This is a genomic window from Streptomyces sp. NPDC004610, assembly GCF_040609715.1.
Taxonomy (GTDB): domain Bacteria; phylum Actinomycetota; class Actinomycetes; order Streptomycetales; family Streptomycetaceae; genus Streptomyces.
The window spans coordinates 184,445-201,469 of the sequence record NZ_JBEXLA010000002.1; the positions used below are offsets into that span (position 1 = coordinate 184,445).

Annotated in this window: 14 protein-coding genes and 1 tRNA gene; 10 read left to right on the plus strand and 5 right to left on the minus strand. The window is 71.2% G+C overall.

What is annotated here, in order from left to right; all coding sequences use genetic code 11:
- Positions 1–4: 4 nt before the first annotated feature.
- From ABZX40_RS02895 to ABZX40_RS02910, 4 genes are all read right to left on the minus strand, one after another.
- Complete coding sequence (locus ABZX40_RS02895; RefSeq protein ID WP_355740663.1) at positions 5–871, minus strand: DUF4132 domain-containing protein; 867 nt, start codon at positions 869–871, stop codon at positions 5–7.
- Between the two features lie 255 nt (positions 872–1,126).
- The gene (locus tag ABZX40_RS02900; RefSeq protein ID WP_355740488.1) at positions 1,127–1,357 is read right to left on the minus strand and encodes a DUF397 domain-containing protein; all 231 of its coding nucleotides are present in this window, start codon (positions 1,355–1,357) and stop codon (positions 1,127–1,129) included.
- On the minus strand, positions 1,354–2,217 hold the full coding sequence (locus tag ABZX40_RS02905) for a helix-turn-helix transcriptional regulator (protein ID WP_355740486.1): 864 nt from the start codon (positions 2,215–2,217) through the stop codon (positions 1,354–1,356). Before ABZX40_RS02905 ends, ABZX40_RS02900 begins: the two co-directional genes overlap by 4 nt.
- A 112-nt stretch (positions 2,218–2,329) precedes the next feature.
- Positions 2,330–3,265 carry a LysR family transcriptional regulator gene (locus ABZX40_RS02910; RefSeq protein ID WP_355740484.1) on the minus strand — a complete coding sequence of 312 codons (936 nt, stop codon included), beginning with the start codon at positions 3,263–3,265 and terminating at the stop codon, positions 2,330–2,332.
- Positions 3,266–3,624: 359 nt separating this feature from the next.
- Between ABZX40_RS02910 and ABZX40_RS02915 the strand changes: the two genes are divergently transcribed.
- Positions 3,625–4,704 carry a M20 family metallopeptidase gene (locus ABZX40_RS02915; protein ID WP_355740661.1) on the plus strand — a complete coding sequence of 360 codons (1,080 nt, stop codon included), beginning with the start codon at positions 3,625–3,627 and terminating at the stop codon, positions 4,702–4,704.
- A gap of 74 nt (positions 4,705–4,778) precedes the next feature.
- A complete protein-coding gene (locus ABZX40_RS02920) occupies positions 4,779–5,222 on the plus strand; it encodes a hypothetical protein (RefSeq protein WP_355740482.1) in 444 nt (147 codons plus the stop codon).
- Between the two features lie 92 nt (positions 5,223–5,314).
- Here the strand turns inward: ABZX40_RS02920 and ABZX40_RS02925 are convergent.
- A tRNA-Arg gene (locus ABZX40_RS02925) sits at positions 5,315–5,386 on the minus strand.
- Positions 5,387–5,501: 115 nt separating this feature from the next.
- Between ABZX40_RS02925 and ABZX40_RS02930 the strand changes: the two genes are divergently transcribed.
- The 8 genes from ABZX40_RS02930 to ABZX40_RS02965 all read left to right on the plus strand — a co-directional run bounded on the left by ABZX40_RS02930 (position 5,502) and on the right by ABZX40_RS02965 (position 17,000).
- Positions 5,502–6,038, plus strand: a complete 537-nt coding sequence (locus ABZX40_RS02930) for a response regulator (RefSeq protein ID WP_355740480.1) — start codon at positions 5,502–5,504, stop codon at positions 6,036–6,038.
- 138 nt (positions 6,039–6,176) lie between these two features.
- Positions 6,177–7,313, plus strand: a complete 1,137-nt coding sequence (gene nrtL / locus ABZX40_RS02935; RefSeq protein ID WP_355740478.1) for an ArgS-related anticodon-binding protein NrtL — start codon at positions 6,177–6,179, stop codon at positions 7,311–7,313.
- A gap of 28 nt (positions 7,314–7,341) precedes the next feature.
- On the plus strand, positions 7,342–8,733 hold the full coding sequence (gene lysA, locus ABZX40_RS02940) for a diaminopimelate decarboxylase (protein ID WP_355740476.1): 1,392 nt from the start codon (positions 7,342–7,344) through the stop codon (positions 8,731–8,733).
- A 169-nt stretch (positions 8,734–8,902) separates the two neighbouring features.
- Complete coding sequence (locus ABZX40_RS02945; protein WP_355740474.1) at positions 8,903–10,195, plus strand: homoserine dehydrogenase; 1,293 nt, start codon at positions 8,903–8,905, stop codon at positions 10,193–10,195.
- 6 nt (positions 10,196–10,201) lie between these two features.
- The gene (thrC, locus tag ABZX40_RS02950; RefSeq protein ID WP_355740472.1) at positions 10,202–11,260 is read left to right on the plus strand and encodes a threonine synthase; all 1,059 of its coding nucleotides are present in this window, start codon (positions 10,202–10,204) and stop codon (positions 11,258–11,260) included.
- A gap of 328 nt (positions 11,261–11,588) precedes the next feature.
- Positions 11,589–12,533: a homoserine kinase gene (gene thrB, locus ABZX40_RS02955; protein WP_355740470.1), complete on the plus strand. Its 945-nt coding sequence runs from the start codon at positions 11,589–11,591 to the stop codon at positions 12,531–12,533.
- Between the two features lie 432 nt (positions 12,534–12,965).
- A complete protein-coding gene (rho, locus tag ABZX40_RS02960) occupies positions 12,966–15,005 on the plus strand; it encodes a transcription termination factor Rho (protein WP_355740468.1) in 2,040 nt (679 codons plus the stop codon).
- Positions 15,006–15,260: 255 nt separating this feature from the next.
- Positions 15,261–17,000, plus strand: coding sequence for a trypsin-like serine protease (locus ABZX40_RS02965; protein WP_355740466.1), 1,740 nt, complete (start codon positions 15,261–15,263; stop codon positions 16,998–17,000).
- Positions 17,001–17,025 lie beyond the last annotated feature (25 nt).

Sequence of the window (17,025 nt, forward strand, 5' to 3'; positions counted from 1 at the left end):
CCACTCATGCGCTCTTCCCCTCCTCGATGTCACGCCCGGCGTACAGCGCAGCCGCCATCCGCATCCCCTCCGACCAGGCCACCGGGCCCACCTCGCGCAGTGGCAGCGCGCGGCCGTCCTGGTCGTGCCAGGTGAGGCCACCCGTCTCCACCGAGTCCTCCCAGTACGGCTCCCCGATCCACACGGACGCCTCGACGGTGCGCCCGCCGTCGCGCACCCGGGCCGTGGCATAGCCGCCCGAGACGCGGTAGCCCAGCGAGCTGGCGCGCGCGGCGAGCGCGAAGCGCGAACGGAAGGACCCCCCGGCGAACTCGCGTATCTCACCCGCCTTGGGGTCGAGGTCGTCCGGCCGCAGCCAGGTCGCCCGGTGGATCTGCTCGACGCGCTGGACGATCCCCAGCTCCGCCGCGAACTCCCGCAGATCGTCGAGGTCCGGCAGCAGCACCGGGTGCGGCAGGGTCACCGTGCGCGGGGAGAGCCGTACGGTCTCGCCGTCGAGGTTGACCACCCGCAGCTCGCCGTCCTCGGTGGCGCCCCGCAGGAAGCCGACCTCGTCGGGGTCGTCGCCGACCACGGCCAGATCGCGCAGCGCCGACTGCCATGCCTCGTCCGGCCACACCCGCGCCAGCAGGCCGGTGGGCACGGGCAGTGACGACACCATCCAGCCGTCCACCTGCGCGACACAGCTCGCGGCATGCCGGTCCAGCCATTCGGCGAACCGCCGCAACCGGTCCACCTCGGGGTGGTCCTTGAGCGCGCGCGGCAGGGTCTTCAATTGCCGCCCCGCCGCCCTTCCCGAGGTGGCCCGAGCCGCCACCCGCCCCTCCACCAGGGCGATTTCATACCCCTCGCCCGCCGACAGCCAGCCCACGATCCCCGCCTCACGCATCATGACAGCAAGAAGAAAGCACAGTTCGGCCGGGAATTTCCGGCATCTGTGCGACGACAGATGGAACGTTAGCGGCGGCCACTGACAATCGACCGGGGAAGCGACAGTCGAGAGCGGTGCCGGCCAAGGAAAAAGACCCGCCCGCCCGGCGGTGCGAACCAGACACCGCTGGTCCTGCCACCGGGCGAGGGGCCTCGGTACGACGATGGAGCGGGCGCGCTCTCAGGTGGGGGAGGGTCAGCCGGACGCCCCCGGGTGCGGGAGGTCAGCCGGACGCCCCCGCCCCACATCCGCGACGAACCCGGCCCAGACACCGGGCGCGAACGCGAGCCGGGGGCCGCGGGATGCCTTCGAGTCCCGTACGTGGATGGCGGTGCGGTCGGTGGCGATCTCGACGCATTCGCCGCCCTCGTCACCGCTGTACGTGCTCTTGAACCACTGAAGATCCGCGAACGTTTCGGTGTTCATAGGTCTCCCAGCATCTTCTCGACCAGGCGCAGGGAATCACGGGTTGTGAGTGCCTGCCCACGGATGCTGCCATATTTCGCTGCGAGAACCCGAACGTCCTCAGGGTCGGTGATCAGGCGTCCGAAGTACTGGACCTCCAGGTAGCCGATGCGCGGTTTGTCCTTGACTCCGAGCAAGGTGAACGGGCCGCCCATCCCCGAATGTTCCTCGCTGGCCGTCGGCATGATCTGGATCTCGACATGCCGCAGCCGGCTGACCTGAACCAGGCGTTCCAGTTGCGCGCGCTGGATCGCACGGCCCCCGAAAGGCTGCCTGAGTACGGCTTCCTGCACGATGGCGCTCACTGTCGGCGGCGGCCAATTGGAGAGGAGCTTCTGCCGGGTCAGCCGGTCGGTGACTCGCTGCTCGATCGTCTCCTCGTCGAAGAACGGCTGCCTGCTGGTGAAGACGGCGCGTGCGTACTCCTCGGTCTGGAACAGACCAGGTACGGCCTGATTGGCGAAGTAGCACAGCTCAACGGCCTTGCCCTCCAGGTCCGCATAGTCCCGGAACCACTCCGGATGCCGAACCCGCCGCCGCTCCTTCGCCCGCGTCACATCATCCGCCAGAACCGCCAGCAGCCCACCGCACTCCAGCAGTTCATCCACCGCGATCAGAAACTCCGGCTGAGGTGTCCGCCGTCCCCGCTCGATCGCCGAGATCTGCTCCTCGCTGTACCCGACCCGCTGTCCCAGCTCCCGCTGGGTCAGTCCGGCTCGTTCCCGCGCGGCTTTCACCATGCGGCCGATGGCGCGGAACAACTCCGCGACGTCCTCCGAGCCCGCCGGATCCTCGGCGTCCGCTCCGCCCCGTGCCACCATCACGTACCACCCGCCCGTTCCCCGACCGACCGATCACGCTCCGTGTCATGTTGATCACACACCATACGGCGCTCATCACACCCCGGCGAGACGAACCAGGAATCCTCCCCCCTCACCCCTGACTCCCGACGACGAGCCGGAGCAGTCCCTCCAACTCCCGTGCGGCCGGGAGCGGGGCCGTGGGCCGGGCGACGAGGATGGTCCGGCGCAGGGCCGGGTCGGTGAGGCGGCGCAGGGCGATATCGCCGGGAACGGCCCACGCGGCCAGCGAGGGCACCAGGGCCACCCCGAGCCCGGCGGCGACATAGCCGAACTTCCCGGTCCACTCGGCGATCCGGATGATCTTCCTGGGGGCGCCGCCGACCCGGGCCCAGGCGTCGGCGAGCAGCGTGGGCCGGTCGCCGTAGGCGTGCTGGAGCCATGCCTCGTCGCTCAGTTCGAGCAGGTCGACCGGCCCACCCGAGGCGAGCCGGTGCCCGGCCGGGAGGGCGACGAGCAGTTCGTCGTCGCACAGCAAGGCCGTCGTCACCCCCTCCGCGGACGGCAGTCCGTACGGGTAGTCGCTGATGACGGCGAGATCCAGCGCCCCGTCCGCGAGGCGCTCCATCAGCCCGGCGCTCGGGGCCTCGACCACGACGGGCTCGACCTCCGGTCTGGCCTCCCCCAACGCCCGCAGGGCGGCGGGCAGCAGAGAGATGTTGGCCGTGCCGAAGGCGCCCACGTGCAGCAGCCCGCCCTGCCCGGCGTGGAGGGCGGCGAGTTCCCGCTCGGCCCGCGCCAGCCGGCCGAGCACCTCCAGGGCGTGCTGGTGCAGCACCCGCCCGGCCGGGCTGAGCCGCACGCCGCGCGGCAGCCGCTCGAACAGCGTCCCGCCCGCCCGCTGTTCGAGGGCGGCGATACGCCGGGATACGGCGGACTGGGTGTAGTTGAGCCGGACGGCCGCCCTGGTGAACGACCCGGTCTCGGCGACAGCCACCAGCACCCGCAAGGCTTCGGTCTCCACAACCCTCTTCCCCTTCCCTCCCTCTCCGGGATCACGAACGGCCATTGTGCTGCAACCCATGCGTCCAGCACATGGATCCCATGCGATCCCATCGCTGGTGGCATACCGAGGACGCCCCTACCGTCAGGGGAACGGCGGCGGCACCTCGCGCGAGGACGCGAGGAGGAGGCCCGCCGTCCCTTCCACCACCACCCCACGAGACCCCAGGGGGACGCATGCCCCGAACACCGACGAACGGACCACCACGGCGGAAAGCCGAGACGCCGCCCAAGACGCCGCCCAAGGCGCCGCCCAAGACGCCGCCCAAGGCGCCGCCCAAGGCGCTGCCCAAGACGCCGCCCACGACATTGCCCACGACGCCCGCCCTGACTTCCGCCCCGACTTCCGCCCCGACTCTCGCCCCGATGCTGGCCGATCTGGAGGAACTGGTCGGCTGCGAATCCTTCTCCGCCGATCACGCCGCGCTGGCCCGCAGCGCCGCGACGGTCGGGGCCCTCGGCACCCGGCTGACCGGGGCCGAACCCGATCTGATCGTGCTCGACGGGGTGAGTCATCTGCGCTGGACCTTCGGCACCCCGAGGGTCCTGCTGCTGGGCCATCACGACACGGTGTGGCCGACGGGCTCACTGCGCACCCACCCCTGGTCGGTGACGGCGGGAACCGCCCGGGGCCCCGGGGTGCTGGACATGAAGGCGGGCCTGGTGATGCTGTTCCACGCGCTGGCGTCGCTGCCCTCCCTGGACGGTGTGTGCGTCCTGATCAACGGGGACGAGGAGACCGGCTCCACGACCTCACGCCAGTTGATCGAGGAGACCGCGCGGAACTGCGCCGCCACCCTCGTACTGGAACCGGCCGCGGACGACCGGGGCACCCTCAAGACGGCCCGCAAGGGCGCCTCCCGCTACGACGTCGAGATCCACGGCAGGGCCGCGCACGCCGGCCTGGAGCCGCATCGCGGGATCAACGCGTCCGTGGAGGCGGCCCACCAGATCCTGGCCCTCGCGGAGATCGGCGCCGACCCCGCGCTGGGCGCCACCACCGTGACCCCGACCCTGCTGTCGGCGGGCAGCGCGCGCAACACGGTCCCGGCCCGCGCCCGGGTGTCGGTGGACGTACGCGTACCGAGCACAGCGGCGCAGGACCGGATCGACACCGTCATCAGAAACCTGACCCCCAGGACCCCCGGCGCCCGCCTGGAGATCGTGGCCGGCGCCCGCCGTCCCCCGATGGAACCGGGCTCCTCCACCGAGCTCTTCGCCCTGGCCGCCGAGATCGCCGCGGACCTGGGCCAGGGCCCGCTGCACGGAGTGGCCGTGGGCGGCGTCTCGGACGGCAACCACACCGCGGCGGCGGGCTGTCCGACCCTGGACGGCCTCGGCGCGGTGGGCGCTGGCGCGCACGCCGACAACGAGCACATCTACATCGACCGGCTCATCCCACGCACCCGTCTCCTCACGGAGCTGATCACCCGGACGGCATCATGACGCGGCCCCGGACTCGCGGCCTGCTCTCACGCCACCACCGCCCAAGGCGCCCTGGCCCCGCCGGCCATCCCGTCGTGGGCCTGGCGGGCGCCCTGACACAGTTCGCCCTGCGCTCCCTCACCCTCCTGGCCGCCGTCCTGCTGGCCGCCCTGGCCTACCTCCGCCCCGAGGCCGCGCTCCTCAAAGCCACCGTGACAGTCACCGTGCTGCTCACCCTGTACGGCCTGCGCCGGGCATGGCGCGCTGTCATGGCCCGCTGCGGGGGCGGCAGATGCGTCCTCCACCCGGACGGCCTGGTCATCACCGGCCCGTTCGGCGGCGTCCGCTCCACGGTGACCTGGCAGAACGCCGCCACCCTGAACCGCATGACCCATGTATCCCTGCTCATGGCCATCCACCGCGTCGAGATCGGCCGGTACGACCGCCGCCGCCCCCTGACCTTCATCGCACTGGGCTCAGAGCCCCGACTGATCACGGAACTGGAAACCCAGGCGGCCCAGAACGGCCTGAGCTACTGAGAACACCGCCGCCGACGCCCCACCAGCCGCTCAACCCAGACACGCAAAAACTCCCGACCTGTATATCCCCAGGTCGGGAGTTGTTTCCGGAGTGCCCCCGGCAGGATTCGAACCTGCGCACACGGCTCCGGAGGCCGTTGCTCTATCCCCTGAGCTACGGGGGCGTGTCGGGCGCTGAGTTGTTTGCTCGCGGCGACGGATAGAACACTACCAGCTCCCCTGGGGTGGTCATGAACGCGTTTTACGGGGCCAGGAAGGGGGCCGTGTCGCCCTCAGGGGTTGGAAGTGGGGAAAACCCGGACGCGGTGGCCGGTGCCGACCTACTCTCAAGTTGTGCCAGGCGCCTCGGGCCGGGTGCTTGTTGTGGACGACAACAAGGTCATCCGGCAGTTGATCAGGGTCAACCTCGAACTGGAGGGCTTCGAGGTGGTGACCGCGGCCGATGGTGTCGAGTGTCTGGATGTCGTTCATGAAGTGCGGCCCGACGTAGTGACACTCGACGTGGTCATGCCCCGGCTGGACGGGCTCAGAACCGCCGGCCGGCTGCGTGCCGACCCCCGTACTCGCGATCTCTCCCTCGCCGTCGTCAGTGCCTGCACCCAGCAGGAGGTCGACAGTGGGCTCGATGTCGGGGTCGATGCCTTCCTCGCCAAGCCCTTCGAGCCCAGTGAGCTGGTCCAGGTCGTCCTGAGACTCGTCGCGCTGCGGCGCCGCCGTGTGGAGGAGCAGGGCCGCGGGCTCGTCGAAGGGGTACTCGGCGGCGCCGCCGGGGGAACCGGCGGTCCCGGAGACGGTGGGCGGGGCTGCACCGGCTGACACAGCGGTGACCCCCACCGCCCGTCTCCGCCCCCGCCGCCATCCCCACCCCCATCCCCGCCCCATCTCCGTCCACATCCCGGACCATCGGGCAAATCGGCTCGCCTACCCACCCCCCTCCTCCCCTACGCTTGTCCCGTGACCCCCGTCGAGCTCTCCCGTACCGTGCTGCGCGCGGTACGCAGTGCTGTGGACCAGGGGGAGCTGAGGGTGAAGGTTCCTGCGCGGGCCGTGGTCACGGTCCCGGGAGCCGGCGGCTGCGGGGACTACGCCACCAACATCGCCCTCCAGCTCGCCCGTCCGTCCGGTCACCCTCCCCGGCGGGTCGCCGAGATCCTCTCACCCCATCTGCTGAAGTCACCCGGCGTCCGCGAGGTCGTCGTCACCGGACCCGGGTTCCTCAACCTCTCCCTTGAGCTCGACATCGAGGAGGACGGCGGAGCGGACTCCCCGATCGGCGGGCTGGTCCGGGAGGTGCTGCGGGACGGCGTGCCGTACGGGCATCTCGCCCCCCGCGGCGACGCCGTCACCGTCCGGCTCCGCGCCGCCCGCGAGCCGCGCGCCCTGGTCGTGAGGGACGCCGTCGCCCGGATTCTGCGGTCCCAGGGGGAGATCGTGGAGGTCATTGAGGTCATTGAGGTCATTGAGGTTGTCGAGGTCATCGAGGCCGGGCGCGAGGCCGCCCCGCCGCCTCCGGAGCGGCCCGAGCCGACCGATCCACGGCCCGCCACCTCCACCCCCACCCACCTCATCCGCCCCCGCCCCCTTCCCCTCCCCTCTCCTGACCCCTCCCTCCCCCCTCCCCCCTCCCCCCTCCCCACCCCCTGGCCCCTCCTCCACGCCGCCCCCCACGACAAGCCCCACCCCCCCGGCGAGGCGCTCGTCCAGCGGGAGGGCAACCCCCTCTTCCGCGTGCGCTACGCCCACGCCCGCGCGCGAGCGCTCCGGCGGAACGCCGCCGACCTGGGGTTCCAGGCCGAGGCGGGGGACATCGGAAGCACCCTGCGCCCCTCCGCCGCCCCCCTTCTCACCGCCCTCTCCGATCACCCCCGTGTCCTCGCCGCCGCGGCCACGCACCGGGACCCCTCCCGGCTCGCCCGGCAGCTCGTGGTCGTCGCCGACGCGGTGACCGTCGTCTGGCCGGAGGTCCTCCCGCTGGGGGACGAGAAACCCTTGGCCGTCCACCGCGCCCGGCTCGCTCTTGTCGAGGCCGCCGGGGCGGTGCTGGCCGACGGCCTCGCCCTGCTCGGTATCGACGCACCCGACCACCTCTGAGAATCCGAGAGCTGAGAAGACAAGAGATATGAGCCGCTCCGCACACCCCGCCGGGCCCCGTCACGCCGATGTCCTGCCCGAGGGGCACTACTCCGCCCCGCCCGCCGATCTCAACGCGCTCGACGGCAAGGTGTGGGCGCAGACCGTCGTCCGGGGGGACGACGGTGTCGTCACGGTGGGCGGGGTGCCCGTGACCCGGGTCGCCGAGGAGTTCGGGACCCCCGCCTATGTGCTGGACGAGGACGACTTCCGGGCCCGTGCGCGGGCCTGGCGGGACGCCTTCGGGGCCGACGCCGATGTCTTCTACGCAGGGAAGGCGTTTCTGTCGCGGGCCGTGGTGCGGTGGCTGAAGGAGGAAGGGCTCAATCTCGATGTGTGCTCGGGGGGCGAGCTGGCGACCGCGCTGTCCGCCGGGATGCCCGCCGAGCGGATCGCGCTGCACGGGAACAACAAGTCCGTCGCGGAGATCCGGCGGGCCGTCGAGGCCGGGGTCGGGCGGATCGTGCTCGACTCCTTCCAGGAGATCGTGCGGGTGGCGCACATCGCGCGCGAGCTGGGTGTCCGGCAGCGGGTGCAGATCCGGATCACCGTCGGCGTCGAGGCGCACACCCATGAGTTCATCGCCACCGCCCACGAGGACCAGAAGTTCGGGATCCCGCTGGCCGGGGGACAGGCCGCGGAGGCGGTGCGCCGGGCGCTCCAGCTGGACTCGCTGGAGCTGATCGGCATCCACTCCCACATCGGGTCGCAGATCTTCGACATGTCCGGGTTCGAGGTCGCCGCCCACCGGGTCGTCGGACTGCTCAAGGACGTGCGGGACGAGCACGGGGTCGAGCTGCCCGAGATCGATCTGGGGGGCGGGCTGGGGATCGCGTACACCAGTGGGGACGACCCGCGGGAGCCGCACGAGATCGCCAAGGCGCTGCACGAGATCGTGTCCCGCGAGTGCGAGTCCGCCCGGCTGCGCACGCCCCGGATCTCCGTCGAGCCCGGCCGGGCCATCGTCGGCCCGACCGCCTTCACCCTCTACGAGGTGGGCACGGTCAAGCCGCTGGAGGGGCTGCGGACGTATGTCTCCGTCGACGGCGGGATGTCGGACAACATCCGCACCGCGCTCTACGACGCCGAGTACAGCGTCGCCCTGGTCTCCCGCGCCTCCGACGCCGAGCCGATGCTCGCCCGGGTGGTCGGCAAGCACTGTGAGAGTGGTGACATTGTCGTCAAGGACGCGTTCCTGCCGGGTGACCTCGCGCCGGGCGATCTGATCGCCGTACCGGCGACCGGGGCGTACTGCCGGTCCATGGCCAGCAACTACAACCATGTGCCCCGGCCGCCGGTGCTCGCCGTGCGGGACGGGGCGGCCCGGGTCATCGTCCGGCGGGAGACCGAGGAGGATCTGCTGCGGCTCGATGTCGGGTGAGGCCCTCGGCGGTGTGGAAGATCTGTTGTTTTCCGGGCCGTGGAAATGAAATAGATGTCTCACGATCCGGACCAGGGGCAGAAAGTCCCGTCCGGTGAGTGAGACTGGTGGAACCCCGTGCTGGGTGAGAACCCGGACGGTAACCGGTTGGAAGACGAAACGAGGTCGGATGATGCGTACGCGTCCGCTGAAGGTGGCGCTGCTGGGCTGTGGAGTGGTCGGCTCAGAGGTGGCGCGCATCATGACGACGCACGCCGACGACCTCGCCCAGCGGATCGGCGCCCCGGTGGAGCTGGCCGGGGTCGCGGTACGGCGGCCCGCGAAGGTGCGGGAGGGGATCGACCCGGCGCTGGTCACCACCGACGCCACCGCCCTCGTCAAACGCGGGGACATTGATGTCGTCGTCGAGGTCATCGGGGGCATCGAGCCCGCCCGGACGCTGATCACCACCGCGTTCGCGCACGGCGCGTCCGTCGTCTCCGCCAACAAGGCGCTGCTCGCCCAGGACGGGGCCGCGCTGCACGCCGTCGCCGAGGAGCACGGCAAGGACCTGTACTACGAGGCCGCCGTCGCCGGTGCCATCCCGCTGATCCGCCCGCTGCGCGAGTCCCTCGCCGGCGACAAGGTCAACCGGGTCCTCGGGATCGTCAACGGGACCACCAACTTCATCCTCGACAAGATGGACTCGACGGGGGCCGGATACCAGGAGGCCCTGGACGAGGCCACCGCCCTCGGGTACGCGGAGGCCGACCCCACCGCCGATGTCGAGGGCTTCGACGCCGCCGCCAAGGCCGCCATCCTCGCCGGGATCGCCTTCCACACCCGCGTCCGGCTGGACGACGTCTACCGCGAGGGCATGACCGAGGTCACCGCCGCCGATTTCGCCTCCGCCAAGGAGATGGGCTGCACCATCAAGCTGCTCGCCATCTGCGAGCGGGCCGCCGACGGGGGCTCGGTCACCGCGCGCGTGCACCCGGCCATGATTCCGCTGACCCACCCGCTCGCCTCCGTGCGCGGCGCGTACAACGCGGTCTTCGTGGAGTCCGACGCCTCCGGCCAGCTGATGTTCTACGGGCCCGGTGCCGGTGGCGCGCCCACCGCCTCGGCCGTTCTCGGCGATCTCGTCGCCGTCTGCCGCAACCGCCTCGCGGGGTCCACCGGGCCCGGCGAGTCGGCGTATGCCGCGCTGCCCGTCTCGCCCATGGGCGAGGTCGTCACGCGCTACCACATCAGCCTCGACGTGGCCGACAAGCCGGGTGTCCTCGCCCAGGTGGCCACGGTGTTCGCCGAGCACGGGGTGTCGATCGACACCGTTCGGCAGCAGGGCAAGGACGGCGAGGCGTCCCTCGTCGTCGTCACCCATCGCGCGTCCGACGCCTCCCTCACCGGGACCGTCGAGGCGTTGCGCCAGCTCGACACCGTGCGGGGTGTCGCCAGCATCATGCGGGTTGAAGGAGAGTAACCAGCAATGACCCACCAGTGGCGCGGAATCATCGAGGAGTACCGGGACCGGCTGCCCGTCTCCGACAGCACGCCGGTCGTGACGCTCCGTGAGGGCGGTACGCCCCTCGTACCCGCGCAGGTGCTCTCCGAGCGCACGGGCTGCGAGGTCCACCTCAAGGTGGAGGGCGCCAATCCGACCGGGTCCTTCAAGGACCGCGGTATGACCATGGCGATCAGCAGGGCCAAGGAGGAGGGCGCGCAGGCGGTGATCTGCGCTTCCACCGGCAATACCTCCGCCTCCGCCGCCGCGTACGCCGTACGGGCTGGCATGGTCTCCGCCGTGCTCGTCCCGCAGGGCAAGATCGCCCTCGGCAAGATGGGCCAGGCGCTGGTCCACGGGGCGAAGATCCTCCAGGTCGACGGCAACTTCGACGACTGTCTGACGCTGGCCCGCTCGCTCAGCGAGAACTACCCGGTCGCGCTGGTCAACTCGGTCAACCCGGTCCGCATCGAGGGCCAGAAGACCGCCGCCTTCGAGATCGTCGACATGCTCGGCGACGCGCCCGACATCCATGTGCTCCCGGTCGGCAACGCGGGCAACATCACCGCCTACTGGAAGGGCTACCGGGAGTACGCCGCCGACGGCCCCGCCACCCGCACCCCCCGGATGTGGGGCTTCCAGGCGTCCGGCTCCGCGCCCATCGTGCGCGGCGAGGTCGTCAAGGACCCCTCGACCATCGCCACCGCCATCCGGATCGGCAACCCGGCCTCCTGGAGCCTCGCCCTCGCCGCCCGCGACGAGTCCGGCGGGTTCATCGACGAGGTGACGGACCGTGAGATCCTGCGCGCCTACCGGCTGTTGGCCGCGCAGGAGGGCGTCTTCGTCGAGCCCGCCTCCGCCGCGTCCGTCGCCGGTCTGCTCAAGGCCGCCGAGCGCGGCGAGGTCGACCCCGGCCAGCGGATCGTGTGCACGGTCACCGGCAATGGTCTGAAGGACCCCGACTGGGCCGTCGCCGGTGCCCCGCAGCCGGTCACCGTGCCGGTCGACGCGGCGGTGGCGGCGACCCGGCTGGGCCTGGCGTAAACGGCCCGTGAACGCCGGGTGGGCGCCCGGGGCGGTGTGTCCCGGGGGCTTACCCGCTGGGGGTTGCACGGGGGGCTTACGACACGCATCGTGCGCCTCCTGTGCGCCCTATGTCGCCCGGGAACCTTCCTTCGATAGGCTGTACTGAACCCGCCCGCCGCATATGCCGCGGTGCCGCGTCGTCCCCGCGGTCCGGTGCCCGGCCGCCGGCCGCCCCGGACGACGGCGGTCCACCGCGGCCGAGGGTCCGTCGTACGTCATCGAATGTCGTCGCATGTCATCGAGAGTGTCCTCGACAATCACGCAGCTCAAGGAGAGTCATCGAGCGATGGCCGGTCCCGCCTTCCGCGCCGCCGCCGTACGGGTGCGCGTCCCCGCCACCAGCGCCAACCTCGGTCCGGGCTTCGACGCCTTCGGCCTCGCGCTGGGGCTCTACGACGACGTTGTCGTCCGGGTGGCCGACTCCGGGCTGCACATCGACATCGCCGGCGAGGGCAGCGAGACCCTCCCGCGCGACGAGCACCATCTGCTCGTACGGTCCCTGCGCACCGCCTTCGACGTCCTGGGCGGGCAGCCGCGCGGACTGGAGATCGTCTGCGCCAACCGCATCCCGCACGGCCGGGGTCTCGGCTCCTCCTCCGCCGCCATCTGCGCCGGGATCGTCGCCGCGCGGGCGGTGACCATAGGCGGCGAGGCCCGCCTCGACGACACCGCGCTGCTGGAGCTGGCCACCGAGATCGAGGGCCACCCGGACAATGTCGCCGCCTGTCTGCTCGGCGGCTTCACCCTGTCCTGGATGGAGGCCGGCGCCGCCCGCGCGATCAGGATGGAGCCCTCGGATTCCATCGTTCCGGTGGTTTTCGTCCCCGGCCGGCCGGTGCTGACCGAGACCGCCCGCGGACTGCTGCCGCGCACCGTGCCGCATGTCGACGCCGCCACCAACGCGGGCCGCGCCGCACTGCTCGTCGAGGCCCTGACCAGGCGCCCCGAGCTGCTGCTGCCCGCCACCGAGGACCGGCTCCACCAGGAGTACCGCGCCCCGGCCATGCCCGACAGCGCGGCGCTGGTGGAGCGGCTGCGGGCGGACGGCGTCCCCGCCGTCATCTCCGGCGCCGGACCCACCGTGATGGCGCTGGCCGACCGGGACAGCGCCGACAAGGTCGAGGCCCTCGCCGGGGCCGACTGGGCCGCCAACCGGCTGAGCCTGGACCAGCAGGGAGCCTGTGTGCTGCCGCTCGCGACGACCGGCACCGATGCCGTCGATGCCGATTAGGGCCGAGCGGGGCATGCGATTGCCGGATGTGGAGAGGGGGAATGTTTGTTGGATCCGGTAGTGTTAATCTCAAGTCTGCACCCGACCCCACCATGGCGAGGTGCCTCGTGTCCCCGTCCGGGACAGACATCCTTCCGGGAGCCCCCCAAGCCGCACTGTGTCTCGTACTTCGTATGCGGGCAGTACGCCGTACGCCGACACTGAGCGGGCCGTCGGTGGGGGCACCCCCTCTGGGGGAGCTCCGGAACCGGTGCGACCACGCCTCGTGACACTGGGTGCCACGGCTGAGGAAGCGCCACTCACCAGAAATCTCTTCCGCCGCTTTGGCGGACCACCGCCCCGGCACGGTCCACATCGAACGGACCGAAGCCGGACAGCACAACCGGTCGCCGAGCCAGACAGGCCGACGTCCGCTCCAGGGAAGGACCCTTCGTGAGCGACACCACCGATCTGATGGGCGCACGTGTCGAGGAGACCGCTGCCGCGCCCGCCACGGACGCTTCCGCGCCTGCCACCGGTGCCGGCTCCCGGCGGCGCCGCGGTACCGGCCTTGAGGGCATGGTGCTGGCCGAGCTGCAACAGGTCGCATCCGGCCTCGGTATCAGGGGCACCGCGCGGATGCGCAAGAGCCAGCTGATCGAGGTCATCAAGGAGGCGCAGGCGTCCGGCGGGGCGGCCCCCAAGGCCGAGGCCACCGCCGAGACCAAGCCCAAGCGCCGCACCACCTCCAGGACCCGTACGGGCGACACCGCCGACGCGGCCGACAAGCCCGCGGCGAAGAAGGCGGAGCCGAAGGCCGAGGCCGCCGTCGAGCAGGCCGCGGGCCAGCAGCAGATCGAGATCCCCGGCCAGCCCTCCAAGGCCGCCTCCGGCGCCGAGCAGGCCGCCGAGGAGGCCCCGGCCGAGCGCCGGCGCCGCCGGGCCACCGCCGAGGCCGGCAGCCCCGAGACGGTCGCCGCCGAGGCCAAGAGCGAGCCGAAGGCCGAGACCCCCGTCCAGCAGCAGCCGCAGGGCGACGCCGGTGACGGCGGCGAGGGCCGCCGCCGCGACCGCCGTGAGCGCGGTCGTGACCGCGACCGGGACCGCGACCGCGACCGGGGCGACCGCGACCGCCGTGGCAACAAGGGCGAGGACCAGCAGGGCGGCCAGGGCCAGCAGCGCCAGCAGCAGCAGAGCCAGAGCGGCGGCCAGGGCGTCGGCAACCGCCAGCAGCAGCAGGACGACGACGACTTCGAGGGCGGCCGTCGCGGTCGCCGGGGCCGCTACCGGGACCGCCGGGGCCGTCGGGGCCGTGACGAGATCGGCACCAGCGAGCCGCAGCTCGCCGACGACGATGTCCTGATCCCGGTCGCCGGCATCCTCGACATCCTCGACAACTACGCCTTCATCCGTACCTCGGGCTATCTGCCGGGCCCCAACGATGTGTACGTCTCCCTCGCCCAGGTCCGCAAGAACGGCCTGCGCAAGGGCGACCACATCACCGGCGCGGTCCGCCAGCCCAAGGAGGGCGAGCGGCGCGAGAAGTTCAACGCGCTGGTCCGGCTGGACTCGGTCAACGGCATGGCCCCCGAACACGGCCGCGGTCGCCCCGAGTTCAACAAGCTGACCCCGCTCTACCCCCAGGACCGGCTCCGTCTGGAGACCGACCCGGGCGTGCTGACCACCCGGATCATCGATCTGGTCTCGCCCATCGGCAAGGGCCAGCGCGGTCTGATCGTGGCCCCGCCGAAGACCGGCAAGACCATGATCATGCAGGCCATCGCCAACGCGATCACGCACAACAACCCCGAGTGCCATCTGATGGTCGTCCTGGTCGACGAGCGTCCGGAAGAGGTCACCGACATGCAGCGGTCGGTCAAGGGCGAGGTCATCTCCTCGACCTTCGACCGCCCGGCCGAGGACCACACCACGGTCGCCGAGCTGGCCGTCGAGCGCGCCAAGCGCCTGGTGGAGCTGGGGCACGACGTGGTGGTGCTGCTGGACTCCATCACCCGTCTGGGCCGCGCCTACAACCTGGCGGCGCCCGCCTCCGGCCGCATCCTCTCCGGTGGTGTCGACTCGACCGCGCTGTACCCGCCGAAGCGGTTCTTCGGCGCGGCGCGCAACATCGAGGACGGCGGCTCGCTGACCATCCTGGCCACCGCGCTGGTCGACACCGGGTCCCGGATGGACGAGGTGATCTTCGAGGAGTTCAAGGGCACCGGCAACATGGAGCTGAAGCTCGACCGCAAGCTCGCGGACAAGCGGATCTTCCCGGCGGTGGACGTGGACGCGTCCGGTACGCGTAAGGAAGAGATCCTGCTCGGCGGCGAGGAACTGGCGGTCGTCTGGAAGCTGCGCCGGGTGCTGCACGCGCTGGACCAGCAGCAGGCGATCGAACTGCTGCTGGACAAGATGAAGCAGACGAAGTCGAACATCGAGTTCCTGATGCAGATCCAGAAGACGACGCCGACGCCGGGCAACGGCGACTAGTCGACGTCCGGCCGACGTCGTCGGCCGTGGGCGGTCGGTCCGTGGTCGATCGCGTCCGCGCGGCGGAGCCGTACATCCAGCACAGCCCCGCGCCCCGTTGAGGGCGTGCAGTGGCCGTCCCCTGACAGGGGGCGGCCACTGTGCTTGTTGTACGATCGGCGCCTTCCAAACTACTGATCCCTAGGGGGGACTTGAGTGGATACATCCGTGTCCGCGGGGGGTGAGGGGCGGCACAGACGGCGGATACGGTTCGCGGTGTCCGCCACCGCCGCCGCCCTCGCCGCGGCGCTCGGGGCCGCGCTGCTGACCTCGACCGCCGATGCCGCCGCTCCGCCCGTCCCGACGGGGGTGACCCCGGGCCCGACCACCGTGACCCGGGCCGAACTGGTCGACCGGGTGACCGGGGCCCTCGCCGAGGACGACCTTCCCGGGCAGGGCAACAAGACCTCGCTGAGCACCGGCGGCAGTGTCGCCGGGGGCAAGGAGGCGAAGATCATCGGTGGCACCACCACCGGGATCACCTCCGCCCCCTGGATGGCCCAGCTCTGGTACTTCGACGACCGCGGCACCACCGGCACCGCCGACGACATCGGCTTCTTCTGCGGCGGCGCGGTCGTGTCGCCCACGAAGATCCTCACCGCCGCGCACTGCGTCAAGGGCTACAACTGGTACGCCAACGGCACCGTCATCACCGACACCGCCAAGCTTCCGACCGACACCGGCACCGACGGCACCGTCCGCCTGCCGCTGCGCCAGTGGCAGCACCCGTCCTACAACGCCAGGACGCTCGACAACGACATCGCGGTCATCACGCTGGACATCCCGGTGAAGTCCAAGCCGATCCCGATGACGACGGCCGGGGACACCGCCTCGTACGCCGCCGGGACCAGTGCCAAGGTCTACGGGTGGGGCCGGACCAGCTCGACCAGTGACGAGATCTCGCCGCTGCTGAAGACGGCGACCCTGCCCCTCCAGTCCGACACCACCTGCACGCGCGCCTGGGGCACGGAGTTCGTCAAGGGGCACATGGTGTGCGCGGGCAAGCCCGCGACCGGCAGCGACACCGGCACCGTCAGCGCCTGCAACGGCGACTCCGGGGGGCCGCTGGTGGTCAACAACCGGATCATCGGCGTCGTCTCCTGGGGCGTGGAGGACTGTGTGGCCAGGGGCGCGTACAGCGTCTTCACCAAGGTCACCTCCTATGTCGGCGCCGTCTATCCGCGGATCGACGACAGCAACCTCAGCCGGGACAGCCGCGCCGACATGTGGGTGCGCAAGTCGGCCGACAAGATGGGCTACTCCAAGGCGTCCAAGGGCACCACGTTCGACGCGCGCGAGGAGTTGGGCACCTGGGACGGGGTGAACAAGGTCCTCCAGACCGACCTCGACCGCGACGGCTTCCAGGACATCGTCTACCGGCGCAGCAGCGACGGCGATGTCTTCTGGAGGCACTATGTGCCCGCCTCGGACAAGGAGGTCACCACCAAGCTCGCCGACAACTGGAAGACCCGCACCCAGATCGTCGTGCCCGGCGATGTCACTGGCGACTACCTGCCCGACCTGCTCTCCGTGGACTCCGGCGGCGTGCTGTGGATCTACCCCGGCAAGGGCAACGGCACCTTCTCGCCGCGCGTCAGGTTCGGCGGCGGCTGGAGCCAGTACAACGTGCTCCTCGGCCACGGCGACTTCACCGGCGACGGCCGGACCGATCTGATCGCCCGCGCCAGGACCGGCAGCGCCGTCTACCTCTACAAGGGCACCGGCAAGTCCGGCTCCGCCGCCTTCTCGGCCCGGATCAAGGTCCGCACCTGGAGCGGCTTCAACGCCTTCGACGCCGTCGGTGACATCACCGGCGACGGCAGGGCCGACCTGCTGGCCCGTACGCCCGCCGGGACGCTGTCCCTGTACCCGGGCACCGGCAAGGCGAACAGCGAGATCTTCGCCACAGCCATCACGATCGGTACGGACTTCAAGCAGTACGACATCTTCGGCTGAACCCGCAGGTGAGCGGGGTCTACCC

Coding starts and splice junctions, on each gene's coding strand:
- lysA (WP_355740476.1), top strand. CDS start 7,342: ATGAGCCGCTCCGCACACCCCGCCGGGCCCCGTCACGCCGATGTCCTG.
- ABZX40_RS02945 (WP_355740474.1), top strand. CDS start 8,903: ATGATGCGTACGCGTCCGCTGAAGGTGGCGCTGCTGGGCTGTGGAGTG.
- ABZX40_RS02910 (WP_355740484.1), bottom strand. CDS start 3,265: ATGGCCGTTCGTGATCCCGGAGAGGGAGGGAAGGGGAAGAGGGTTGTG.
- ABZX40_RS02905 (WP_355740486.1), bottom strand. CDS start 2,217: ATGGTGGCACGGGGCGGAGCGGACGCCGAGGATCCGGCGGGCTCGGAG.
- thrB (WP_355740470.1), top strand. CDS start 11,589: ATGGCCGGTCCCGCCTTCCGCGCCGCCGCCGTACGGGTGCGCGTCCCC.
- ABZX40_RS02915 (WP_355740661.1), top strand. CDS start 3,625: ATGCTGGCCGATCTGGAGGAACTGGTCGGCTGCGAATCCTTCTCCGCC.
- ABZX40_RS02900 (WP_355740488.1), bottom strand. CDS start 1,357: ATGAACACCGAAACGTTCGCGGATCTTCAGTGGTTCAAGAGCACGTAC.
- thrC (WP_355740472.1), top strand. CDS start 10,202: ATGACCCACCAGTGGCGCGGAATCATCGAGGAGTACCGGGACCGGCTG.